Origin of the sequence: Actinosynnema sp. CA-299493 (assembly GCF_050946825.1) — a bacterium.
Classification (GTDB): Bacteria; Actinomycetota; Actinomycetes; order Mycobacteriales; family Pseudonocardiaceae; genus Actinosynnema.
The window spans coordinates 8,806,030-8,830,071 of sequence record NZ_CP191993.1 but is presented as its reverse complement, the minus strand read 5'-3'; the positions used below and the strand labels follow the sequence as shown (position 1 = coordinate 8,830,071).

Here is a 24,042-nt window from a genome sequence, read left to right as displayed (position 1 = left end):
CGGAGCATGTGATGCATGAGAGGAAGCGAGACCCACAGTGACCTCCGAGAACGGCGGCGTTGACGCCCAGGAGCTGAACGACCTGACCGACGAGCGGGACTTCGACGGTGGCGTCGAGGACGTCGAGCAGGCGGAGGCGTCGGAGGAGACCGAGGAGTCCGCCACCGTCGAGGCCGAGTCCGACGAGGACGTCGAGTCGGACGGCGATGTCGAGTCCGACGAGGACGCCGAGTCCGGTGACGACGTCGAGTCGGGCGGTGACGTCGAGTCCGGTGGTGACGTCGAGTCCGGTGGTGACGTCGAGGCCGCCGTCGTCGACATCGACGCCGAGCCCGCGGACCCCGCCGAGGAGATGCGCGAAGCACTGCGGCGCGCGCCCGGCGACTGGTACGTCGTGCACTCGTACGCGGGCTACGAGAACAAGGTCAAGACCAACCTCGAGACGCGCATCCAGACCCTCGACATGGAGGACTACATCTTCCAGGTCGAGGTGCCGACCGAGGAAGTCACCGAGATCAAGAACGGCCAGCGCAAGCAGGTGCAGCGCAAGGTGCTGCCCGGCTACATCCTGGTCCGGATGGAGCTCAACGACGCGTCGTGGAGCGCGGTGCGCAACACGCCCGGCGTGACGGGTTTCGTCGGCGCGACCTCCAAGCCGTCGCCGCTGACCATCGACGAGGTGCTGAAGTTCCTGCTGCCCCAGGTCGAGCAGAAGCCCGCGGCCGGCAAGAAGAGCGCCACGACGCAGACGAAGTCGACCGTCGAGGTGGACTTCGAGGTCGGCGAGTCGGTCACCGTCATGGACGGCCCGTTCGCGACGCTGCCCGCGACGATCAGCGAGGTCAACGCGGACGGCCAGAAGCTGAAGGTCCTGGTGTCGATCTTCGGCCGCGAGACCCCGGTCGAGCTGTCGTTCAGCCAGGTCTCCAAGATCTAGCCAGGACAACAAGATCTCCGGCTCCTCCGCACAGGAGGAGCCGGCAGCCACGCTGCGGCTGGCAGGGCCGCGCGCGGACACCGCAATAAAGGAACCGAGATGCCTCCCAAGAAGAAGAAGCTCGCAGCGATCATCAAGCTGCAGATCAAGGCCGGGGCCGCTAACCCCGCGCCGCCCGTTGGTCCCGCGCTGGGTCAGCACGGCGTCAACATCATGGAGTTCTGCAAGCAGTACAACGCCGCGACCGAGTCGCAGCGCGGCACCGTCGTGCCGGTCGAGATCTCCGTGTACGAAGACCGCTCGTTCGACTTCAAGCTCAAGACCCCGCCGGCCGCGAAGCTGCTGCTCAAGGCCGCCGGTGTGGAGAAGGGCTCGGGCGAGCCGCACCGCCTCAAGGTCGCCAAGGTGACCATGGACCAGGTGCGGGAGATCGCGCAGAACAAGATGGTCGACCTCAACGCCACCGACGTGGACCAGGCGGCGAAGATCATCGCCGGCACCGCCCGCTCCATGGGCATCACCGTCGAAGGCTGACCTTTTCTCTTTCGTAGTCGTGGGAGAGCCGCGCGCTGGCTCGTCACCACAACTGATCCACTTTAAGGACAGAAGCATGAAGCGCAGCAAGGCGTACAAGAACGCTGCTGAGCTGGTTGACCGTGAGCGGCTCTACTCGCCGCTGGAGGCAACCAAGCTCGCCAAGGAGACCTCCAAGGTGAAGCTGGACGCGACCGTCGAGGTCGCCATCCGGCTCGGCGTGGACCCGCGCAAGGCCGACCAGATGGTCCGCGGCACCGTGAACCTGCCGCACGGTACGGGCAAGACCGCCCGCGTGATCGTCTTCGCGACCGGTGACAAGGCCGCCGAGGCCGAGGCTGCCGGCGCCGACGCGGTCGGCTCCGAGGAGCTGATCGAGCGCATCCAGGGCGGCTGGCTCGACTTCGACGCCGCGATCGCCACGCCCGACCAGATGGCGAAGGTCGGTCGCATCGCCCGCATCCTGGGCCCGCGCGGCCTGATGCCGAACCCGAAGACCGGCACCGTGACGCCCGACGTCACCAAGGCCGTGAACGAGATCAAGGGCGGCAAGATCAACTTCCGCGTCGACAAGCAGGCCAACCTGCACCTCGTCATCGGCAAGGTGTCGTTCGAGCCGGAGAAGCTGGTCGAGAACTACGCCGCCGCGCTGGACGAGATCCTGCGCGCCAAGCCGTCCGCGGCCAAGGGGCGGTACCTGAGGAAGATCACCGTCTCGACGACGATGGGCCCGGGCATCCCGGTCGACCCGAACCGGACGCGCAACCTGCTGTCCGACGAGGCCACCGTCTGACCGCGGTTCCTCCGAACCACCCGAAGCGCCCCCCGGCCTCCCGCCGGGGGGCGCTTCGCGTCGTCACGGGCAGCTCGGCTCGGCCTCGTAGCCGGTGATCGCCCACGCGCCGCCCGGCTGCCTGGTGAGCACGAACTTGCCCAGCTCCGGACCGCTGCGCACCTCCAGCGCGCAGGAGCTCACCTCGACCGAGCCGGACGCCGGCGGGCTGACCATGCTCTGGGGGAAGACGAGCTGCCGGTAGGTGCTCACGTCGGTCACCTCGGCCTTCAACTTCGTCACCGCGGCCGGGCAGTCGGACGCGCCGAACGCCTCGGCGAACGCCTTCTTCGGCCCGTCGCTCTTGAAGTACGCGCACGCGCGCCCACCGTCACCGGTGCCGACGTGCTTGTAGAACTGGCCGATCGTGCCGTTGCTGCCGTACGGGTTGGCCGGCGCGATGACGTTGTTCTCGACGCCGCCGCTGTCCTGCGCCACGCCGCCGGGGTCGTCGCCGCCGAAGTACTGCTCGTAGAAGTACGAGGCGACGAGCAGCACGATCACCAGGTACACCAGGCGGCGGACGAGCTTGCTGCGCAGCAGGATCTGCCACAGCGGGCGGCGTGGTGGGCCCGGCGGTGGTGGTGGGGTGGCCGGCGGGATGCCCGGTGGTGGTGTGGCGCCGGGGGGGAGGCCGAGTGGCGGGGTCGGGCCCGGGGGCAGGCTCGGCTGGTCGACGCCCTGGGCCTGCTGGAAGCGCTGGAACTCCTGGAACCGTTGGAACTCCTGGAACTGCCGGAGCTGTTCCGGGTCGATGTCCGGTGGCGGCGGGTTCCTCGGCGGCTCTTCGGTCACGCGTCACATCATGACCGATTTGGGTCACCACCAGAGCCCTGCTAGTGTTGTCCACGGTTCACCAAAGACCGCTGGTCGTGCATGCCACCAGTCATGCAGCGAAGGTCCCGCGAAGCGGGCGGCCCGCGCAGGAGAACGAGGAAGACCCAGGCGTGTTCGCACGCCCGTCACGCCCCGTGCTGCTGCGCTGGGGCGTTTTTGCTTTGCGCGGCCTGATCGCACTCGACCGGCGTGTCACCAGCCCAGAGAGGAGGCGATCATGGCGAAGCCCAGCAAGGTTTCGGCTGTCGCCGAGCTCACGGACAAGTTCCGTGGAAGCTCGGCCGCTGTCGTGACCGAGTACCGCGGCCTCTCCATGGCGCAGCTCACCACGCTGCGTCGCGCTCTCGGCGCGGGCACCACGTACACCGTTGCGAAGAACACGCTGGTCAAGCGTGCCGCCGAGGACGCGGGCATCGAGGGCCTCGAGGCCCTGCTCGTCGGCCCGACCGCGATCGCCTTCGTCGAAGGCGAACCGGTCGACGCGGCCAAGGCCCTGCGTGACTTCGCGAAGGACAACAAGGCCCTGGTCATCAAGGGCGGCTACATGGATGGCCGCCCGCTCTCGGTCGACGAGGTCACCGCCATCGCGGACCTCGAGACCCGTGAGGTGCTGCTCGCCAAGCTGGCGGGCGCGATGAAGGGCAACCTGTCGAAGGCCGCGGGTCTGTTCCAGGCCCCCGCTTCGCAGGTCGCTCGCCTGGCTGCTGCCCTCCAGGAGAAGAAGGCCGCGGAGGCGCCTGCCGCCGCCGAGTCCGACGCTCCCGCCGAAAGCTGATCACGCCCGAAAAGCTGATCACACCCAGACGACACTCCGCGTCCCGGCCGCAGTTCGGGCGTTGAAAGAGAAAGGACCGCCATCATGGCGAAGCTCAGCACCGACGAGCTGCTCGACGCGTTCAAGGAAATGACCCTGCTGGAGCTCTCGGCCTTCGTGAAGGAGTTCGAGACCACCTTCGAGGTCACCGCCGCCGCTCCGGTCGCGGTCGCCGCTGCCGGCCCGGCCGGCCCCGCCGCCGCCGAGGTGGAGGAGAAGGACGAGTTCACCGTCGTCCTCGAGGGCGCCGGCGACAAGAAGATCCAGGTCATCAAGGTCGTCCGCGAGGTCGTCTCGGGCCTGGGCCTGAAGGAGGCCAAGGAGCTGGTCGAGTCCGCTCCGAAGCCGCTGCTGGAGAACGTGGCGAAGGACGTCGCCGACGCCGCCAAGGAGAAGCTCGAGGCCGCCGGCGCCAAGATCTCGCTCAAGTGATCTAGCGCTGCCGCTGCCGCGAAGGCGGGTACCCGATCCGGGTGCCCGCCTTCGTGCTGTCCGGGGCCCGTGATCTTGACCACGTCACCGGGCGTGGCCCACCATCGGGACCTGGGCGGGACGACGGCATGACGTCGCTCACACCGTTACCCACCCGAGACCCGCATTAACCCAACTGGTGAGTAACCACGACGGGGCGGCCTCGTTGCACCGGTATGACGCCGGCCTGTCCGGCGTCGGGCGAAGCCGGCCGCTGTACCTGGAGGTGCGATGGGCGTCGAGGTGGTGGTCGAGGGCCTGACCAAGTCCTTCGGCAAGCAGACCATCTGGCGGGACGTCACGCTCACGCTCCCCCCGGGCGAGGTCAGCGTGATGCTCGGACCGTCGGGCACGGGCAAGTCGGTCTTCCTGAAGTCCCTGGTCGGGCTGCTGAAACCGGAACAGGGCAAGATCGTCATCAACGGCGTGGACCTGGTCCGCTGCTCCGAGCACAAGCTCTACGAGATCCGGAAGCTGTTCGGCGTCCTCTTCCAGGACGGCGCGCTGTTCGGCTCGATGAACCTCTTCGACAACGTCGCCTTCCCGCTGCGCGAGCACACCCGCAAGACCGAGGCCGAGGTCCGGCGGATCGTGCTCGAGAAGATGGAGATGGTCGGCCTCGTCGGCGCCGAGAAGAAGCTGCCCGGCGAGATCTCCGGCGGTATGCGCAAGCGCGCCGGCCTCGCCCGCGCCCTGGTGCTGGACCCCGAGATCATCCTGTGCGACGAGCCGGACTCCGGCCTCGACCCGGTCCGCACCGCCTACCTCAGCCAGCTCCTCATCGACCTGAACTCGCAGATCGACGCGACGATCCTGATCGTCACGCACAACATCACGGTGGCCCGCACGGTCCCGGACAACCTCGGCATGCTGTTCCGCCGCGAACTGGTCATGTTCGGCCCCCGCGAGGTGCTGCTGACCAGCGACGAGCCGGTGGTCGAGCAGTTCCTCAACGGTCGCCGCATCGGTCCGATCGGCATGTCGGAGGAGAAGGACCAGGCGACGATGGCCGCCGAGCTGGCGCACCGCGACGCGGGTCACGCGGACGGCCCGCCGGACGAGGACGTGCGCGGCGTGGTGCCGCAGCTGGAACCGACGCCCGGCCTGCCGCCGCGTGGCGCGGTGCGCCGGCGCAAGGACCGGGTGATGAGCATCCTGCACACGCTGCCGCCCGAGGCGCAGCTGGGCATCATCGCCAGCCTCACGCCCGACGAGCAGCGCCACTACCGGCTGATGGCCGACGCGGGCGACCGGACGGGCCCGATCGCCGCCGACCCGGTCACGCCCAGCCCGTGGCCCCGGCAGGGGGGCGTGCTGTGAGCTCACCGGCGACGTTCCCCGGCGTCGGCGCGCTGCGCGAGACGGGGCGGATGTTCGCGCTGGCCATCGACGTCGTGCGCAACACGTTCCGCCGACCGTTCCAGCTGCGGGAGTTCATCCAGCAGTGCTGGTTCGTGGTGAGCGTGACGGTGCTGCCGACGGCCCTGGTGTCGATCCCGTTCGGCGCGGTCATCGCGTTGCAGATCGGCTCGCTGACCAGGCAGATCGGCGCGCAGTCGTTCACCGGCGCGGCGAGCGTGCTGGCGATCATCCAGCAGGCCAGCCCGATCGTGACGGCCCTGCTCATCGCGGGCGCGGGCGGCAGCGCGATCTGCGCGGACCTCGGCTCGCGCAAGATCCGCGAGGAGATCGACGCGATGGAGGTGCTCGGCGTCTCGCCGATCCACCGCCTGGTCGTGCCGCGCGTGCTGGCCGCGATGCTGGTGTCCGTCCTGCTCAACGGCATGGTCAGCGTGGTGGGCGTGATGGGCGGCTACTTCTTCAACGTGATCCTGCAGGACGGCACGCCCGGCGCGTACCTGGCCAGCTTCAGCGCCCTGGCGCAGCTGCCGGACCTGTGGATCTCCGAGATCAAGGCGCTGATCTTCGGGTTCATCGCGGGCATCGTGGCCGCCTACCGGGGCCTGAACCCGGCGGGCGGGCCGAAGGGCGTCGGCGACGCGGTCAACCAGGCCGTGGTCATCACGTTCCTGCTGCTGTTCTTCGTGAACTTCGTGCTGACCACGATCTACCTGCAGGTCGTCCCGGCGAAGGGGAGCTGAGGTGGCCACGATCAACGACCGGTTCCGCAAGGCGGCGAACGCGCCGCTGTCCGTGCTGGACACCCTCGGCGACCAGCTGTGGTTCTACGTCCGCGCCCTGTGCTGGACGCCGCGCACGCTAACCCGCTACCTGCGCGAGACGCTGCGGCTGCTGGCCGAGGTGAGCTTCGGCTCGGGCGCGCTGGCCGTCATCGGCGGCACGATCGGCGTGATGGTGGGCCTGTCGGTGTTCACCGGCACGGTCGTCGGCCTCCAGGGCTTCACCGCGCTGAACCAGATCGGCACGTCGGCGTTCGCGGGCTTCGTGTCCGCGTACTTCAACACCCGCGAGATCGCGCCCCTGGTCGCGGGCCTGGCGCTGAGCGCGACCGTCGGCTCCGGCTTCACCGCGCAGCTGGGCGCGATGCGGATCTCCGAGGAGATCGACGCGCTGGAGGTCATGGGCATCCCCAGCCTGCCGTACCTGGTGACCACCCGGATCATCGCGGGCTTCGTCGCGATCATCCCGCTGTACGTGATCGGCCTGCTCACGTCGTACGTGGCGGCCAGGTTCATCACGGTCGAGTTCTACGGGCAGTCGGCGGGCACCTACGACCACTACTTCAACCTCTTCCTGCCACCGGTGGACGTGCTCTGGTCGTTCGGCAAGGTGCTCGTCTTCGCCGTCGTGATCATCCTGACCCACTGCTACTACGGCTACCGCGCCAGCGGCGGCCCGGCGGGCGTGGGCATCGCGGTCGGCCGCGCGGTGCGCACGGCGATCGTCACGACGAGCCTGCTGGACTTCTTCCTGAGCATGGCCATCTGGGGCACCACGACGACGGTGAGGATCGCGGGATGAAGCGGCGACTCCTGGGCGTCGTGTTCATCGCGGTCATCGCCCTCTTCCTCTCCGTCACGGTGGCGATGTACAACGACGCGTTCACCGAGGTCGTGAAGGTGACGCTGAAGACCGACCGGGTCGGCAACCAGCTGCTGGTCGACTCCGACGTCAAGGTCCGCGGCATGGTCGTCGGCCAGGTGAAGGGCATCCGGACCTCGGGCGACGGCGCCGAGCTCGACCTCGCGCTCGAACCGGAGCAGGTCAGGCACATCCCCGCCAACGTCTCCGCGCGCCTGCTGCCGAAGACCCTGTTCGGCGAGCGGTACGTGAACCTCGTGCTGCCGGCGGAGCGCGAGGACCCGCTCACCGACGGCGCCGTCATCGAGCAGGACCGCTCCAGCGGCGCCATCGAGCTGGAACGCGTGCTCGACGACCTGATGCCGGTGCTCCAGGCCGTGCAGCCGGAGAAGCTGGCCACCACGCTGACCGCGATGTCGCAGGCGTTGGAGAACCGGGGCAAGCCCCTGGGCGAGACGCTGGTGCGGCTCGACGCCTACCTGGGCGAGTTCAACCCGCAGCTGCCCGGGCTCAAGGAGGGCATCAGCCGCCTCGCCGACGTCTCGAACGTCTACGCCGACGCCGCGCCCGACCTGGTGCAGGCGCTGTCGGACGCCACCGTCACCAGCCGCACGCTGGTCGAGCAGCGCGACAACCTGCTGGCCCTGTACGGCACGCTGACCACCACCTCGCTCGACCTGACCAGCTTCCTCGCGGTGAACAAGAACAACCTGATCCAGCTCGCCGACGTCAGCAGGCCCACGTTGGACCTGCTGGCCAAGTACGCGCCCGAGTACCCGTGCCTGCTCAAGGGCCTGTCGGAGTTCAAGCCGATCATGGACCAGGTGTTCGGCAAGGGCACCGACGAGCCCGGCCTGCACATCACGCTGGAGATCACCGCCAACCGCGGCAAGTACGAGCCGGGCGAGGACGACCCGGAGTACGCCGACAAGCGCGGCCCGCGCTGCTACGACATCGTGCCGCGGCCGGACCCGTTCCCGCAGTACCCGCCGGAGGGCCCGGTCAAGGACGGCTCGACGTCGCCGCCGCCCGCGCGCTCGGCCACCGACGGCGTGCTGCCGCCGAACACGGGCACGATCCGGGAGGACGGCACGGTCGTGTCGTCGTTCGGAGGCGTGCCGTCGCTGGCGAACTCGCCGGAGGAGCAGGACTTCCTGGCCGCGCTGCTCGCGCCGCAGTTCGACCTGGAGGAGCGCGAGATGCCGAGCTTCACCGCGCTGCTGCTCGGACCCCTGTACCGGGGAGCGGAGGTGACGGCATGAGGTCCCTGGCCGCGCCGCTGATCAAGCTCGCCGTGTTCGCCGCGATCACGATCCTGGCGACCACGCTGCTCGCGGTGACCATCTCCAACGCCAACTTCGACGACGCCACCGGCTACACCGCCCGGTTCACCGACGTGACCGCGCTCAACGAGGGCGACGACATCCGCATCGCGGGCGTCCGGGTCGGCCAGGTCGACGGGATCCGGGTGGTCGACCGGCGGCTGGCGGAGGTGGAGTTCTCGCTGGAGGGCGACCGCACGCTGCCCGCGTCGGTCACCGCGACGATCAAGTACCGCAACCTGGTCGGCCAGCGGTACGTCTCGCTGGAGCACGGCGTGGGCGACGCGTCCGCGCTGAAGCCCGGCGACGTGATCCCGTTGGAGCGCACGAAGCCCGCGCTGGACCTGACCGTGCTGTTCAACGGCTTCAAGCCGCTGTTCCAGGCGCTGAACCCGGACGACGTGAACCGGCTGTCCGGCGAGATCATCCAGGTGTTGCAGGGCGAGGGCGGCACGATCGACAGCCTGCTGCGCCACACCGCGTCGCTGACGTCCACGCTGGCGAGCCGCGACCAGGTCATCGGCGAGGTCGTCGACAACCTCAACGCGGTGCTCGACACCGTGAACTCGCGGACCGAGCAGGTGTCCACGCTGGTCACCACGTTGCAGGAGCTGACGACGGGCCTGGCGGGCGACCGCGAGCCGATCGGCGACGCGATCAGCGCCATGGGCGAGCTGACCACCACCACGGCCGACCTGCTCGAGAAGTCGCGGCAGCCGTTGAAGGACGACATCGCCCAGCTCGGCCTGGTGTCGCAGACGCTGGCGGACAACGAGGCGATCGTGGAGGGCGTCATCCAGCGCCTGCCGACCAAGATCGAGGCGATGTCGCGGACCGCGTCCTACGGCTCCTGGTTCAACTTCTTCCTGTGCGAGGGCACCGGGCAGCTCGCCGTGCCGCCGATCATCAACGACCCGATCCCGATCACGGCTCTGCCGGTCACGCAGCCGAGGTGCCGCCGATGAGAACCGAACGGAACCCGGTGGCGGTCGGCGCGGTGAGCCTGACCGTGATCGCCCTGCTGCTGCTCGCCGCGTTCAACGCCGACGACCTGCCGATCATCGGCGGCGGCACCACGTACTCGGCCGAGTTCACCGAGGCGGCGGGCCTGATCCCGTCCAACGAGGTGCGGGTGGCCGGCGTGAAGGTCGGCAAGGTGACCGGGGTCGAGCTGGCCGGCGACAAGGTGAAGGTGTCGTTCCGGGTGAAGGACGCCTGGGTCGGCGACCGCACGACCGCGGTGATCCGGATCAAGACGCTGCTCGGGCAGAAGTTCCTGGCGCTGGACCCGCAGGGGTCCCGGCCACTGGACCCGGGCGAGCCGATCCCGCGTGAGCGCACGCTGTCTCCGTACGACGTGCAGGAGGCGTTCAACGGCCTGGCGTCCACGGTCGGCCAGATCGACATCGAGCAGCTCGCGGACAGCTTCCGGGTGTTGTCGGAGACGTTCCAGGGCTCGGCGGAGAGCGTGCGCGGCGCGTTGGACGGCCTGTCGGCGCTGTCGAAGACGATCTCGTCGCGCGACGAGCAGCTGGCGACGCTGCTGGCCAACACCAACGAGATCACCAAGACCCTGGCCGACCGCAACGAGCAGTTCGAGAAGCTGCTCGCGGACGGCAACCTGCTGCTGGGCGAGCTGCGCAAGCGGCGGGACGCGATCAGCGCCCTGCTCAACGGCACCCGTCAGCTGTCGAAGGAGCTGACCGGCCTGGTCGCCGACAACTCCGCGCAGCTGCGGCCCGCGCTGGAGCAGCTGGAGCGGGTCACCACGATGTTGCAGCGCAACCAGGACTCGCTCGACCGCAGCCTGACCCTGATGGGGCCGTTCTTCCGGGTGTTCGCCAACACCCTGGGCAACGGCCGCTGGTTCGACACCTACATCTGCGGACTGCTGCCGCCGGCGGTGAACCTCGGGGTGGTCGGCTTCACCGAAGAGGGCTGCCTCCCTCCCGGCGTGCAGAGGGGGAACTGACGTGGCGACCACGAAGACGGGCCGCGACCTGGTCCGCGCCGCGGCGATCGCGTGCGTGCTCGCGATCGTGGCCGCGGCGGCGCTGTGGTGGGTGTTCGCGGGCGCCGACAGCCGCCGGGTGACCGCCCTGTTCGGCGCGGCCGTCGGCGTCTACCCCGGCTCGGACGTGCGGGTGCTCGGCGTGCGGGTCGGCACGATCGAGGAGGTCGAGCCGCAGGGCGCGCTGGTCCGGGTGGTGATGTCGCTCGACCGCACGGTGCAGGTGCCGGCCGCCGCGCAGGCGGTCGTGGTCGCGCCCAGCGTGGTCAGCGACCGGTACGTGCAGCTCGCGCCCGCCTACACCGGCGGCGACGTGATGGGCGAGAACGCGACCATCCCGCGTGAGCGCACCGCCACCCCCGTCGAGCTGGACGAGCTCTACGCCAGCCTGGACGAGCTGACCACCGCGCTCGGCCCCGACGGCGCGAACTCCGACGGCGCGCTGTCGGAGCTGCTCGACTCGGCCGCGGCCAACCTCCGGGGCAACGGGCAGGCGCTCGGCGACACCGTCGAGCAGCTCGGTGACGCCACCCGCACGTTGTCCGGCTCGAAGGACGACCTGTTCGGCACCGTCGACAACCTGCAGAAGTTCACCGGGATGCTGGCCGCCAACGACAGCCAGGTGCGCGACGTCAACCGGCAGCTGGCCGAGGTCGCCGGGTTCCTCGCCGACGAGCGGGAGAACCTGGGCGGCGCGCTGACCGAGCTGGCCACGGCCCTGGGCCAGGTGCAGGGCTTCATCCAGGACAACCGGGCCGCGCTCAAGTCCAACGTGGACAAGCTCGCCGGCATCACCCAGGTCCTGGTCGACCAGCGCGCGTCGCTGGCCGAGGCGCTCGACGTCGGACCGCTGGCGCTGGGCAACCTGCAGAACGCCTACAACGCGGCCTCCGGCACGCTCGACGTGCGGGCCGACATCAACGAGCTGAGCCAGCCGCCGATCGTGCTGGTGTGCAAGCTGATCCAGGGCGTCGAGCCGGGCCGGGTGCCCGGCGTGCTGGCCGAGGCGTGCCGTCAGCTGGAGCCGGTGCTCACCGGCGCGCTCCCGCTGCCGACGCCCCAGGAGATCGCGACCGACCTCGCCCAGGGCAAGCTGCCCCTGCCCCTGCCGCTCGCGGGGGTGCCCCGGTGAGGCGGATCGCGGTGCTCGTGGCGAGCGCGCTGGTGCTGACCGGCTGCGGCTCGGGCGGCTTCGACGGCGTCTACAACATGCCGCTGCCCGGCGGCGCGGACGTGGGCGACCGGCCGTACGAGGTGAAGGTGCGGTTCAAGGACGTGCTGGACCTGGTGCCGCAGGCCGGCGTGAAGGTCAACGACGTGCCGGTCGGCCGGGTGGACCGGATCGACCTGGGCGCGGACGGCTGGACCGCCGAGGTGACCGTGCTGGTCAACGGCGACGTGAAGCTGCCCGGCAACGCGGTCGCCCGGCTGCGCCAGTCCGCGCTGCTCGGCGAGAAGTACGTGGAGCTGGCCGGTCCCGCCGAGGGGCGCGAAGAGGGCGCCCTGACCGGCGGCTCGGTCATCCCGGTCGAGCGGACCAACCGCAACCCCGAGGTCGAAGAGGTCTTCGGCGCGCTGTCCATGCTGCTCAACGGCGGCGGCATCGCCCAGCTCCAGGACATCAGCCGCGAGCTGAACGCGGCCCTGGAGGGCAACGAGCCGCAGATCCGGTCGCTGCTGGCCAACCTGAACACGCTGGTCGGCGACCTCGACGCGCACAAGGGCGAGATCACCCGCGCGCTGGACGGCCTCAACCGGCTCGGCGGCACGCTCAACGCCCAGCGCGACCAGATCACCGGCGTGCTGGACGGGCTGGAGCCGGGCCTGAAGGTGCTCAGCGACCAGCGCACGCAGCTGGTCACGCTGCTGCAGTCGCTGGACGCGCTGTCCGACGTCGCGGTGGACACGGTGGACAAGTCCAAGGACGACCTCGTGGCCGACCTGAAGGCGTTGACGCCGACGTTGCGCAAGCTCGCCGAGGCGGGCACGAACCTGCCCAACGGCTTCGAGCTGCTGCTCACCTACCCGTTCCCGGACTCGGCGGTGGACGCCATCAAGGGCGACTACACGAACCTGTACGCCGACATCGACCTGAACCTCGGCACGATCGTGGACAACCTCGGCCGGTCGAGGCAGTCGCCCCTGCCGAACCTGCCCCTGCTGCCCGGCGTCGACGGCAACGCGCCGTCCCTGCCGCTGCCCCTGCCGAACCTGCCGCTGCCCGGCCTCTCGGGCGGGTCCGGGTTGGGCGACCTGCTCGGCGGACTCCTCGGAGGTGGGCGGTGATCCCCGGCCGGATCAAGCTCCAGATCGGCGCGTTCGCGCTGATCGCGCTGGTCGGCGTGAGCTACGTCGGCGCGCGGTACGTCGGGCTCGGCCGCGTGTTCGGCTCGTCCGGGTACGTGGTGACGATGCAGCTCGCCGACTCCGGCGGCGTGTTCACCAACGCCGAGGTCACCTACCGCGGCGTGGCCGTCGGCCGGGTCGGGCAGATGCGGCTGACCGCGGACGGGCTGGAGGTCGACCTCGACATCGACCCGAGCGCGCCGTCGATCCCGGCCGACCTGGAGGCCGTGGTCGCCAACCGGTCGGCGGTGGGCGAGCAGTTCGTCGACCTGCGCCCGCGCGGCGACGACGGGCCGCACCTGGCGGACGGGTCGGTCATCCCGAAGTCGGCCACCAGGACGCCGCCGCCGGTGGACACCCTGCTGACCAACCTCGACGCGTTCGCCAAGTCCGTGCCGACCGAGTCGCTGCGGACCGTGGTCGACGAGCTCGACCTGGCGTTCAACGGCACCGGGCCGGACCTCCAGGTGCTGCTGGACAGCACGGAGGTGTTCACCCAGGCGGCGGCGGAGCACCTGCCGCAGACCAAGGCGTTGATCGACAGCGGGCTGGTCGTGCTGAACACGCAGGCCGCGCAGGGCGGCGCGATCAGGTCGTTCTCGTCGGACCTGCGGGCGCTCGCGGAGCAGCTGAAGAACTCCGACGCCGACCTCCGGCGGCTCATCGGCGTCTCGCCGCAGGCCGCCGAGCAGGTGTCGGCGCTGCTGCGGGAGACCGGGCCCAACCTGGGCGTGGTGCTGGCCAACCTGCTGACCACCGGGAACATCCTGGTCACGCGGCTGAACGGGCTGGAGCAGATCGCCGTCACCTACCCGATCATCGTCGGCGGCGGCTTCACCGTGGCCAAGGGCGACGGCACGGGCGCGCACTTCGGGCTGGCCCTGAACGTGTTCGACCCGCCGCCGTGCACGGTCGGCTACGACGCCACCAAGATCCGGCAGGGCACCGACACCACCCCGGCCGAGTTCAACACGCAGGCCTACTGCGCGTTGGCGCCCGGTAGCGCCACCGGCGTGCGGGGTGCGCAGAACGCGCCTTACGGTGGGATCCCGGCGACCACCCCGACCGGTGACGCGACGTCGCAACCGGCCCGGGAACCGGCCGCCGGCGAGACCACCCCCGAGGCGCCGCTGCTGACCAGCCTGGGGCAGTTGCTCGGTCTGCCGGGCTGAGGAGGGACGGATGGACGTTCGACGTTGGACGCTGCCGGTCGCGGCCGTGCTCGCGGTGCTCGCCGCCGGCTACGCGGTGTGGGCGGGGGTGTCGTGGTGGAGCGCGTCGTCCAACGACTCGGTGGCGTTCTCGCGCGAGCGGGACGAGGTGCTGCGGGTCGGGCAGGTCGGGATCGCGAACTTCACCACCCTCGACTACAAGAAGGTGGACGAGGACCTGGACCGGTGGCTGGACTCGTCCACCGGTGAGCTGCGCGCCGAGATCGAGGACGGCCGGGCCAACCGCAAGAAGCAGATCGAGGACGCCAGGACGGTGACCGTGAGCCGGGTGCTGGACGCGTCCGTCACGGAGCTCGACGCCCGGGCCGGGAAGGCGCACCTGATCGCGGTCGTGGAGACCACGGTGACGCCGGAGGGCGGACAGGCGGTGAAGAAGGTCAACCGGTACCAGACGGACCTGGCCCGCACCGACGCCGGTTGGAAGCTCAGCGCGCTGGGGCCGGTCGCCGCCGGCGGCGCGTGAACCGAGGAGATGACGTCAGTGCCACCGTCCCGCCGCCGCCCGGTCCCGACCACGCCGACCACCCGGCCTCGCGTCGCCGGCCTGCGCAAACGCCCCGAGCCGGGCGCCGCTCCCGCCGCTCCCGAGACCGACACCGGGGTTGCCGCCCCCGCGACCGCGCCGGACGAGGACACGCGCCCCGAACGCGCGGACACCGAACCGACCGCCTCTGGTCCGACCGCGGGTGAACCGACCGCGGCCGGATCGACCGCCGCCGACGGGTCGCGCGCTGGATCGGACGCCGACCAGTCGTCCGCTGCCCGGTCGGGTGCCGACCGCGCCGACACCTTGCCCTCCGACCGCGACGTCATGCGTTCGGCCGAGGTCACGGGCCTGATCGAGCCCCGCGAGGACGACGAGGGCGACGAGGGTGACGAGACCGAGACCGAGGCCGTCGAGCCCGCGCCCCGCCCCCGCCCGACCGGCCGCCGCAGGCGCACCGGCGAGGCCGTCGCGCCCAGCGTCCTGGCCGACACCGACACCGACCCTGACGCGAAGCCCGACGACGAGGACCGGGCCGCCCGGCACGACGACCCCGCGGCCCGCTCGACCCGCCCCGGCGGGTCGGGCCTGGTCCTGCCGATCTCCCTGCTCGTGCTGGCCGCGCTCCTGGTCGGCCTCGGCGTCTGGTTCCAGGGCCGGGCCGCCGACGTCGGCTACAACGAGGCCCTGGTGGACAGCGCGGGCACGACCGAGGTCGCCGGCCAGGCGCGCGAGGCGGTCGAGAAGGCGTTCTCCTACAACTTCGCCGACGTCTCGGCCACCGAACAGGCCGCCAACGAGCTGCTCGTCGGCAAGGCCAAGTGCCAGTACAACGCGATCTTCGGCCCGGTGCGCACGCTCGCGCCCGAGCAGAAGCTCGTGGTCACGGTGAAGGCCGTGTCCAGCGGCGTGACCACGCTCGACGGCGACCGCGCCACCGTGCTGCTGTTCCTCGACCAGGTCACCACCCGCACGACCGACAACCAGAGCGGCGGCGGCATCGCGATGATGCGGGTCGGCGCGCAGAAGGTCGACGGCCGCTGGAAGGTCGACAACATGGAGATGTTCGGCCAGACCGGCGACCAGGCGGCCGAAACCGCCAAGTGCTGACCGGTGGGCGTCCGGACGGCCTCGCCGGACGTCCACTCAGGACTGACAAGCCGGTTTCAAGCCTCAGCACAACGTGATCCGCGTCACTTTTTTCGACCCGTGACCGAACGGAATCAGCACCGTCTACCTTCGGGTCTGAACACCCGCCAAAGGTTCAGGCTTGCTCACGTCCATGTATTTTCGCTGGTCACAGCGGTAACTCCGCGTTATCGCACCTTGCGCCAGTGGAGTGATCGCCGCGTGGCATCTTGACTGCGAGCGTTGGCGGGGTCACTCTGTCGGTGAGCACGAGAAAGGTCCTTCCAGGTGCCTCTCGACAGTTGCCGCGCGCGTGGCTAGACTGCTCCTTTGCGCTGCCCTCTTTCCGTTTGCCCTTCGCCGAGAGCTGGATTGCCGGGCATCGCCGCACCCTTGACAGCCGTGCTAGTTCCGCTGACTAGCCAGCTACCTGTCCCTGGAAGGACGCATCTTGGCGATCTCTCGCGCGACCAAGGCCACTGCTGCGACCAACTCCACGTCGGGGATTCCCGGAGCGCCGAAGCGAGTCTCTTTCGCGAAGATCCACGAACCGCTTCAGACGCCCAACCTGCTCGACCTGCAGATCCAGTCGTTCGAATGGCTCACCGGCGACGAGGCGTGGTTCCAGCGCCGCGTCGACGAGGGTGACGAGGCGCCGACGGGCGGCCTCGAGGAGGTCTTGAACGAGATCTCCCCGATCGAGGACTTCTCCGGCTCGATGTCGCTCTCCTTCTCCGACCCGCGCTTCGACGAGGTCAAGGCCTCGACCGAGGAGTGCAAGGACAAGGACATGACGTACGCCGCCCCGTTGTTCGTCACGGCGGAGTTCACCAACCACACCACTGGCGAGATCAAGAGCCAGACGGTGTTCATGGGTGACTTCCCGATGATGACCGACAAGGGCACGTTCATCATCAACGGCACCGAGCGGGTCGTGGTTTCCCAGCTCGTCCGCTCGCCGGGTGTCTACTACGACACCGCGATCGACAAGACGACCGACAAGGACGTCTTCAGCGTCAAGATCATCCCGTCCCGGGGTGCCTGGCTGGAGTTCGACGTCGACAAGCGCGACACCGTGGGTGTCCGCATCGACCGCAAGCGCCGCCAGCCGGTGACCGTGCTGCTGAAGGCGTTGGGTTGGACCACCGAGCAGATCCGCGAGCGCTTCTCCTTCAGCGAGACGCTGCTGACGACGCTGGAGAAGGACCACACCGCGGGCACCGACGAGGCGTTGCTCGACATCTACCGCAAGCTGCGTCCGGGCGAGCCGCCGACGAAGGAGTCCGCGCAGGCGCTGCTGGAGAACTTGTTCTTCAAGGACAAGCGCTACGACCTGGCGAAGGTCGGCCGGTACAAGATCAACAAGAAGCTGGGCCTGGCCTCCCCGATCTCCACGGGCGTGCTGACCGAGGACGACATCGTCACGACGATCGAGTACCTGGTCCGCCTGCACGCCGGTGAGACGACGATGAAGCCCGGCGAGACCGAGGTGCCCGTCGAGGTCGACGACATCGACCACTTCGGCAACCGCCGCCTGCGCACCGTCGGCGAGCTGATCCAGAACCAGATCCGGGTCGGACTGTCCCGGATGGAGCGCGTCGTCCGCGAGCGGATGACGACCCAGGACGTCGAGGCCATCACGCCGCAGACCCTGATCAACATCCGCCCGGTGGTGGCGGCGATCAAGGAGTTCTTCGGCACGTCCCAGCTGTCGCAGTTCATGGACCAGACCAACCCGCTCGCGGGCCTGACCCACAAGCGCCGCCTGTCGGCGCTGGGTCCGGGTGGTCTGTCGCGTGAGCGCGCCGGCATGGAGGTCCGCGACGTCCACCCGTCGCACTACGGCCGCATGTGCCCGATCGAGACGCCGGAAGGCCCGAACATCGGCCTGATCGGCTCGCTGTCCTCCTACGGGCGGGTCAACCCGTTCGGCTTCATCGAGACGCCGTACCGCAAGGTCGTCGACGGTCGGGTCACCGACCAGATCGACTACCTGACGGCCGACGAAGAGGACCGCTACGTCAAGGCGCAGGCGAACGCCAAGATCGACGACGAGGGCAACTTCCTCGAGGAGAAGGTCCTCGTCCGCAAGAAGGGCGGCGAGGTCGAGCAGATCGACCCGTCCGACGTGGACTACATGGACGTCTCGCCGCGGCAGATGGTGTCGGCCGCGACCGCGATGATCCCGTTCCTCGAGCACGACGACGCGAACCGCGCCCTGATGGGCGCGAACATGCAGCGCCAGGCGGTGCCGCTGCTGCGCAGCGAGTCCCCGCTGGTCGGCACCGGCATGGAGCTGCGCGCCGCGGTCGACGCCGGTGACGTCGTGGTGGCCAAGAAGACCGGCGCGGTGGAGGAGATCTCCGCCGACTACGTCACGGTCATGGCCGACGACGGCTCGCGGCAGACCTACGGCCTGCACAAGTTCCGCCGGTCCAACCAGGGCACGTGCATCAACCAGAAGCCCATCGTGAACGAGGGCGACCGGGTGCACGTGGGCCAGGTGCTGGCCGACGGCCCGTGCACCGAGAACGGCGAGATGGCGCTGGGCAAGAACCTGCTCGTCGCGATCATGCCGTGGGAGGGCCACAACTACGAGGACGCGATCATCCTGTCGCAGCGCCTCGTGCAGGACGACGTCCTGACCTCGATCCACATCGAGGAGCACGAGATCGACGCGCGGGACACCAAGCTGGGCGCCGAGGAGATCACCCGGGACATCCCGAACGTCTCCGAGGAGGTCCTGGCCGACCTCGACGAGCGCGGCATCATCCGCATCGGCGCCGAGGTCCAGCCCGGCGACATCCTGGTCGGCAAGGTCACGCCCAAGGGCGAGACCGAGCTGACCCCGGAGGAGCGCCTGCTCCGCGCGATCTTCGGCGAGAAGGCGCGCGAGGTGCGCGACACGTCGCTGAAGGTGCCGCACGGCGAGTACGGCAAGGTCATCGGCATCCGCGTGTTCAGCCGCGAGGACGACGACGAGCTGCCCCCCGGCGTGAACGAGCTGGTCCGCGTCTACGTGGCCCAGAAGCGCAAGATCCAGGACGGCGACAAGCTCGCCGGCCGCCACGGCAACAAGGGCGTCATCGGCAAGATCCTCCCGGTCGAGGACATGCCGTTCCTCGAGGACGGCACCCCGGTCGACATCGTGCTGAACACGCACGGCGTGCCGCGTCGTATGAACATCGGCCAGGTGCTGGAGACCCACCTCGGGTGGATCGCCAAGCAGGGCTGGAGCATCAACGGCGACCCGGACTGGGCGAAGAACCTGCCCGCCGAGCTGTACGACGTCGAGCCCGGCACCAAGACCGCCACGCCCGTCTTCGACGGCGCCAAGGAGGACGAGATCACGGGCCTGCTCGGCTCGACGATCCCGAACCGCGACGGCGAGCGGATGGTCAAGGAGAACGGCAAGGCGGTGCTCCTCGACGGGCGCAGCGGCGAGCCGTACCCGTTCCCGGTGTCCGTCGGCTACATGTACATCCTGAAGCTGCTGCACCTGGTCGACGACAAGATCCACGCCCGCTCGACCGGCCCGTACTCGATGATCACGCAGCAGCCGCTGGGTGGTAAGGCGCAGTTCGGTGGTCAGCGGTTCGGTGAGATGGAGTGCTGGGCGATGCAGGCGTACGGCGCCGCCTACACGCTCCAGGAACTGCTCACGATCAAGTCCGACGACGTGCTCGGCCGCGTGAAGGTCTACGAGGCCATCGTCAAGGGCGAGAACATCCCGGAACCGGGTATCCCGGAGTCCTTCAAGGTGCTGCTCAAGGAGCTGCAGTCGCTGTGCCTCAACGTCGAGGTGCTGTCCTCGGACGGCGCCGCGATCGAGATGCGCGACGGCGACGACGAAGACCTCGAACGCGCGGCCGCGAACCTCGGCATCAACCTGTCGCGGTCCGAGTCGCCGTCCGTGGACGACGTCGTCAACTAGTTCCTCGCCGGTCATCGAGGGGGTTGTTCCCCTCGGAAGTCGGGATCAACCCCCTCGGTGACCCAGCCACCAGCACCCCAAGCAGCACCGAACCAAAAAGGGGAAGAGAGTAGACGTGCTCGACGTCAACTTCTTCGATGAGCTTCGCATCGGTCTCGCGACCGCGGATGACATTCGCCAGTGGTCCTTCGGCGAGGTCAAGAAGCCCGAGACCATCAACTACCGCACGCTCAAGCCGGAGAAGGACGGCTTGTTCTGCGAGAAGATCTTCGGTCCCACGCGGGACTGGGAGTGCTACTGCGGCAAGTACAAGCGCGTCCGCTTCAAGGGCATCATCTGCGAGCGCTGCGGCGTCGAGGTGACCCGCGCCAAGGTGCGCCGCGAGCGGATGGGCCACATCGAACTGGCCGCGCCCGTCACGCACATCTGGTACTTCAAGGGCGTCCCCAGCCGGTTGGGCTACCTGCTCGACCTGGCGCCCAAGGACCTCGAGAAGATCATCTACTTCGCGGCCTACGTCATCGTGGGCGTGAACACCGAGCTGCGCCACAACGACCTGCCGACGCTCGAGAACGAGATGCAGGTCGAGCGCAAGCGCGTCGAGAACCGGCGTGACGCCGACGTCGAGGCCCGCGCGCAGAAGCTGGAAGCCGACCTGGCCGAGCTGGAGGCGGAGGGCGCCAAGTCCGACGTCCGCCGCAAGGTCAAGGAGGGCGGCGAGCGCGAGATGCGCCAGCTCCGCGACCGGGCCCAGCGCGAGCTGGACCGGCTCGACGAGATCTGGTCCACCTTCACCAAGCTCGAGCGCGCCCAGCTGATCGCGGACGAGATGCTGTACCGCGAGCTGTACGACCGCTACGGCGACTACTTCACCGGCGCCATGGGCGCCGAGGCCATCCAGCGCCTCCTGGGTGACTACGACGTCGACGCCGAGGCCGACGTGCTGCGCGAGACCATCCGCAGCGGCAAGGGCCAGAAGAAGCTGCGCGCCCTCAAGCGGTTGAAGGTCGTGGCCGCCTTCCAGGCGACCCGCAACAACCCGCAGGGCATGGTGCTGGACTGCGTCCCGGTCATCCCGCCGGACCTGCGCCCGATGGTGCAGCTCGACGGTGGCCGCTTCGCCACGTCCGACCTGAACGACCTGTACCGCCGCGTCATCAACCGGAACAACCGCCTCAAGCGACTGATCGACCTCGGCGCGCCCGAGATCATCGTCAACAACGAGAAGCGGATGCTCCAGGAGGCCGTCGACGCGCTGTTCGACAACGGCCGCCGCGGCCGGCCGGTGACGGGTCCGGGCAACCGGCCGCTCAAGTCGCTGTCCGACCTGCTCAAGGGCAAGCAGGGCCGGTTCCGCCAGAACCTGCTCGGCAAGCGCGTCGACTACTCGGGCCGTTCGGTCATCGTGGTCGGCCCGCAGCTGAAGCTGCACCAGTGCGGCCTGCCCAAGCAGATGGCGCTGGAGCTGTTCAAGCCGTTCGTGATGAAGCGGCTGGTCGACCTCAACCACGCGCAGAACATCAAGTCCGCCAAGCGGATGGTGGAGCGCGCGCGCCCCGCCGTGTGGGACGTGCTGGAAGAGGTCATCACCGAGCACCCCGTGCTGCTGAACCGCGCGCCCACGCTGCACCGGCTGGGCATCCAGGCCTTCGAGCCGCAGCTGGTCGAGGGCAAGGCCATCCAGCTGCACCCGCTGGTCTGCGAGGCGTTCAACGCCGACTTCGACGGTGACCAGATGGCGGTCCACCTGCCGCTGTCCGCCGAGGCGCAGGCCGAGGCGCGCGTGCTGATGCTGTCGTCGAACAACATCCTCTCGCCCGCGTCGGGCAAGCCGCTGGCCATGCCGCGTCTGGACATGGTGACCGGCCTGTACCACCTGACCCGGCACAAGAAGGGTGACCTCGGCGAGGGCCAGGCCTACTCCTCGCCCGCCGAGGCGCAGATGGCGTACGACCGCAAGGTCCTGGGCCTGCAGTCCATGGTCAAGATCCGGATCACGGACAAGAACCCGCCGAAGGGCCAGGAGCCGGAGGGCTGGGAGCCCGGTCAGCCGTGGCTGGCCGAGACCACCCTCGGTCGCGTGCTGTTCAACGAGGTCCTGCCGCAGGACTACGCGTTCATCAACGAGGTCATGCCCAAGAAGCGGCAGGCCACGATCATCAACGACCTGGCCGAGCGGTACCCGATGGTCACCGTCGCCCGGACGCTGGACAAGCTGAAGGACGCCGGTTTCTACTGGGCCACCCGGTCGGGCGTCACGGTCGCGATCTCCGACGTGCTCGTGCCGGAAGCCAAGCAGGGCATCCTGGACGAGTACGAGAAGCTCGCGGACGCGGTCGAGAAGCGCTACCAGCGCGGTCAGCTCTCCCACACGGAGCGCAACAACGAGCTGGTCAAGGTGTGGACCAAGGCCACCGAAGAGGTCGCCGAGGTCATGGAGGCCAACTTCCCCGAGGACAACTCGATCCGCATGATCGTGATGTCGGGCGCGGCGGGCAACATGACCCAGGTCCGCTCGCTCGCGGGTATGCGTGGTCTGGTGACCAACCCGAAGGGCGAGTACATCCCGCGGCCGATCAAGAGCTCGTTCCGCGAGGGCTTGTCGGTGCTGGAGTACTTCATCGCCACGCACGGCGCCCGCAAGGGTCTCGCCGACACCGCGCTGCGCACCGCCGACTCGGGTTACCTGACCCGTCGTCTGGTGGACGTCTCGCAGGACGTCATCATCCGCGAGGTCGACTGCGGCACCACGCGTGGCGTGCAGATGACGGTCGGTGAGCGTCAGGGCGACAAGGTCGTGCTGGCGGAGTTCGCGCAGACGAGCGTGTACGCGCGGACCATCGCCGAGGAGATCACCGACGCCAACGGCAACGTGGTGCTCAACCGCAGCGACGACCTGGGCGACCCGGCGCTGGCCACGCTCGTCGAGGCGGGCGTGACCAGGGTCAAGGTCCGCTCGGTGCTGACCTGCGAGTCCGCGGTCGGTGTGTGCGCGTCCTGCTACGGCCGTTCGATGGCGACCGGCAAGCTGGTCGACGTCGGCGAGGCCGTCGGCATCGTCGCCGCGCAGTCCATCGGTGAGCCCGGCACGCAGCTGACCATGCGCACGTTCCACCAGGGTGGTGTGGCCGGTGACGACATCACCACCGGTCTGCCCCGTGTGCAGGAGCTGTTCGAGGCTCGCGTGCCGAAGGGCAAGGCGCCCATCGCGGACGTCGACGGCCGGGTGCGCATCGAGGACGGCGACCGGTTCTGGAAGATCACCCTCATCCCGGACGACGGGTCCGAGGAGATCCTCTTCGAGAAGCTGTCCAAGCGTCAGCGGCTCGCGAACACGGCCACCGGCCCGTTGCAGGACGGCGACCACGTGGGCGTCGGCCAGCAGCTGCTGGAGGGCACGCCCGACCCGCACGAGGTGCTGCGCGTGATGGGTCCGCGCGAGGCCCAGCTGCACCTCGTGGGTGAGGTCCAGAAGGTCTACCGGGCCCAGGGCGTGGCGATCCACGACAAGCACATCGAGGTCATCGTCCGGCAGATGCTGCGCCGGGTGACGATCATCGACTCGGGTGCGACCGAGTTCCTGCCGGGCTCGCTGGTCGAGCGCGCGGAGTTCGAGTCGGGCAACCGGGCCGTGGTGGCCGAGGGTGGCGAGCCCGCCGCCGGCCGTCCGGTGCTGATGGGTATCACGAAGGCGTCGCTGGCCACGGACTCGTGGTTGTCGGCGGCCTCCTTCCAGGAGACGACGAGGGTCCTGACGGACGCCGCGATCAACGGCCGTTCGGACAAGCTCATCGGCCTGAAGGAGAACGTGATCATCGGCAAGCTGATCCCGGCCGGCACCGGCATCAACCGGTACCGGAACATCCAGGTGCAGCCGACCGAGGAAGCGCGTGCGGCGGCGTACGCCATCCCGAGCTACGACGACGGCTACTACACGCCGGACGTCTTCGGCACGGGCACGGGCGCCGCGGTCCCGCTGGACGACTACGACTTCGGCCGCGACTACCGCTGAAGCAGCTAGACCGCTGAAAGGCCCCCGGAGCCTCCCGCTCCGGGGGCCTTTCAGCGCGTGTCGAACCCTCAAGCCTCGCGAGTCGAACGCTCACGTACCCCAGGAACCTGTCGTAGGCGACCTGGGCGCATTGCGCAGGCCGGCC

At 69.3% G+C, this 24,042-nt stretch carries 19 protein-coding genes; 18 read left to right on the top strand and 1 reads right to left on the bottom strand.

From position 1 onward, the window contains the following. Positions 1–37: 37 nt before the first annotated feature. From nusG to rplA, 3 genes are all read left to right on the top strand, one after another. Positions 38–937: a transcription termination/antitermination protein NusG gene (gene nusG, locus ACQPYE_RS37990; RefSeq protein ID WP_498717922.1), complete on the top strand. Its 900-nt coding sequence runs from the start codon at positions 38–40 to the stop codon at positions 935–937. Positions 938–1,036: 99 nt separating this feature from the next. Continuing rightward, complete coding sequence (gene rplK, locus ACQPYE_RS37985; RefSeq protein WP_498717921.1) at positions 1,037–1,471, top strand: 50S ribosomal protein L11; 435 nt, start codon at positions 1,037–1,039, stop codon at positions 1,469–1,471. A gap of 76 nt (positions 1,472–1,547) precedes the next feature. Further along, entirely contained in the window at positions 1,548–2,264 is a 717-nt protein-coding gene (gene rplA, locus ACQPYE_RS37980) for a 50S ribosomal protein L1 (RefSeq protein WP_498717920.1), read from the top strand. A 63-nt stretch (positions 2,265–2,327) separates the two neighbouring features. On the opposite strand, the gene ACQPYE_RS37975 is transcribed toward rplA, so the two are convergent. Beyond that, entirely contained in the window at positions 2,328–3,098 is a 771-nt protein-coding gene (locus ACQPYE_RS37975) for a hypothetical protein (RefSeq protein WP_498717919.1), read from the bottom strand. A 259-nt stretch (positions 3,099–3,357) separates the two neighbouring features. On the opposite strand from ACQPYE_RS37975, the gene rplJ reads away from it, so the two are divergent. From rplJ to ACQPYE_RS37900, 15 genes are all read left to right on the top strand, one after another. Further along, entirely contained in the window at positions 3,358–3,915 is a 558-nt protein-coding gene (gene rplJ, locus ACQPYE_RS37970; protein WP_123745250.1) for a 50S ribosomal protein L10, read from the top strand. Between the two features lie 84 nt (positions 3,916–3,999). After that, a complete protein-coding gene (rplL, locus tag ACQPYE_RS37965) occupies positions 4,000–4,386 on the top strand; it encodes a 50S ribosomal protein L7/L12 (RefSeq protein ID WP_123745251.1) in 387 nt (128 codons plus the stop codon). Positions 4,387–4,656: 270 nt separating this feature from the next. Continuing rightward, positions 4,657–5,745 (top strand): ABC transporter ATP-binding protein, encoded by a 1,089-nt coding sequence (locus ACQPYE_RS37960; protein ID WP_498717918.1) that lies wholly within the window; start codon positions 4,657–4,659, stop codon positions 5,743–5,745. 50 nt (positions 5,746–5,795) lie between these two features. Further along, positions 5,796–6,527, top strand: a complete 732-nt coding sequence (locus tag ACQPYE_RS37955; RefSeq protein ID WP_498723070.1) for an MlaE family ABC transporter permease — start codon at positions 5,796–5,798, stop codon at positions 6,525–6,527. A gap of 1 nt (position 6,528) precedes the next feature. Next, positions 6,529–7,368, top strand: a complete 840-nt coding sequence (locus ACQPYE_RS37950; RefSeq protein WP_498717917.1) for an MlaE family ABC transporter permease — start codon at positions 6,529–6,531, stop codon at positions 7,366–7,368. After that, entirely contained in the window at positions 7,365–8,690 is a 1,326-nt protein-coding gene (locus ACQPYE_RS37945) for an MCE family protein (protein WP_498717916.1), read from the top strand. The genes ACQPYE_RS37950 and ACQPYE_RS37945 overlap by 4 nt, the downstream gene beginning before the upstream one ends. After that, complete coding sequence (locus ACQPYE_RS37940) at positions 8,687–9,715, top strand: MCE family protein (RefSeq protein WP_498717915.1); 1,029 nt, start codon at positions 8,687–8,689, stop codon at positions 9,713–9,715. The genes ACQPYE_RS37945 and ACQPYE_RS37940 overlap by 4 nt, the downstream gene beginning before the upstream one ends. Further along, on the top strand, positions 9,712–10,722 hold the full coding sequence (locus ACQPYE_RS37935; RefSeq protein ID WP_498717914.1) for an MCE family protein: 1,011 nt from the start codon (positions 9,712–9,714) through the stop codon (positions 10,720–10,722). Before ACQPYE_RS37940 ends, ACQPYE_RS37935 begins: the two co-directional genes overlap by 4 nt. Before the next feature lies 1 nt (position 10,723). Next, a complete protein-coding gene (locus ACQPYE_RS37930) occupies positions 10,724–11,893 on the top strand; it encodes an MCE family protein (protein ID WP_498717913.1) in 1,170 nt (389 codons plus the stop codon). Further along, positions 11,890–13,047 (top strand): MCE family protein, encoded by a 1,158-nt coding sequence (locus ACQPYE_RS37925; protein WP_498717912.1) that lies wholly within the window; start codon positions 11,890–11,892, stop codon positions 13,045–13,047. Before ACQPYE_RS37930 ends, ACQPYE_RS37925 begins: the two co-directional genes overlap by 4 nt. Then, positions 13,044–14,279 (top strand): MCE family protein, encoded by a 1,236-nt coding sequence (locus ACQPYE_RS37920; RefSeq protein ID WP_498717911.1) that lies wholly within the window; start codon positions 13,044–13,046, stop codon positions 14,277–14,279. Before ACQPYE_RS37925 ends, ACQPYE_RS37920 begins: the two co-directional genes overlap by 4 nt. A 10-nt stretch (positions 14,280–14,289) precedes the next feature. Continuing rightward, positions 14,290–14,802 (top strand): Rv1363c family protein, encoded by a 513-nt coding sequence (locus ACQPYE_RS37915; RefSeq protein WP_498717910.1) that lies wholly within the window; start codon positions 14,290–14,292, stop codon positions 14,800–14,802. 9 nt (positions 14,803–14,811) lie between these two features. Then, positions 14,812–15,933, top strand: a complete 1,122-nt coding sequence (locus ACQPYE_RS37910; protein WP_498717909.1) for a hypothetical protein — start codon at positions 14,812–14,814, stop codon at positions 15,931–15,933. Between the two features lie 469 nt (positions 15,934–16,402). Then, positions 16,403–19,885, top strand: coding sequence for a DNA-directed RNA polymerase subunit beta (gene rpoB / locus ACQPYE_RS37905; protein ID WP_498717908.1), 3,483 nt, complete (start codon positions 16,403–16,405; stop codon positions 19,883–19,885). A 115-nt stretch (positions 19,886–20,000) separates the two neighbouring features. After that, a complete protein-coding gene (locus ACQPYE_RS37900) occupies positions 20,001–23,897 on the top strand; it encodes a DNA-directed RNA polymerase subunit beta' (RefSeq protein WP_498717907.1) in 3,897 nt (1,298 codons plus the stop codon). Positions 23,898–24,042: the final 145 nt, after the last annotated feature.

What these genes read in the sequence shown, in the direction of transcription:
- rplK (WP_498717921.1), top strand. Translation starts at nt 1,037, where the DNA reads ATGCCTCCCAAGAAGAAGAAGCTCGCAGCGATCATCAAGCTGCAGATC.
- rplA (WP_498717920.1), top strand. Translation starts at nt 1,548, where the DNA reads ATGAAGCGCAGCAAGGCGTACAAGAACGCTGCTGAGCTGGTTGACCGT.
- rplJ (WP_123745250.1), top strand. Translation starts at nt 3,358, where the DNA reads ATGGCGAAGCCCAGCAAGGTTTCGGCTGTCGCCGAGCTCACGGACAAG.
- rplL (WP_123745251.1), top strand. Translation starts at nt 4,000, where the DNA reads ATGGCGAAGCTCAGCACCGACGAGCTGCTCGACGCGTTCAAGGAAATG.
- ACQPYE_RS37960 (WP_498717918.1), top strand. Translation starts at nt 4,657, where the DNA reads ATGGGCGTCGAGGTGGTGGTCGAGGGCCTGACCAAGTCCTTCGGCAAG.
- ACQPYE_RS37955 (WP_498723070.1), top strand. Translation starts at nt 5,796, where the DNA reads ATGTTCGCGCTGGCCATCGACGTCGTGCGCAACACGTTCCGCCGACCG.
- ACQPYE_RS37945 (WP_498717916.1), top strand. Translation starts at nt 7,365, where the DNA reads ATGAAGCGGCGACTCCTGGGCGTCGTGTTCATCGCGGTCATCGCCCTC.
- ACQPYE_RS37940 (WP_498717915.1), top strand. Translation starts at nt 8,687, where the DNA reads ATGAGGTCCCTGGCCGCGCCGCTGATCAAGCTCGCCGTGTTCGCCGCG.
- ACQPYE_RS37935 (WP_498717914.1), top strand. Translation starts at nt 9,712, where the DNA reads ATGAGAACCGAACGGAACCCGGTGGCGGTCGGCGCGGTGAGCCTGACC.
- ACQPYE_RS37915 (WP_498717910.1), top strand. Translation starts at nt 14,290, where the DNA reads ATGGACGTTCGACGTTGGACGCTGCCGGTCGCGGCCGTGCTCGCGGTG.
- ACQPYE_RS37910 (WP_498717909.1), top strand. Translation starts at nt 14,812, where the DNA reads ATGACGTCAGTGCCACCGTCCCGCCGCCGCCCGGTCCCGACCACGCCG.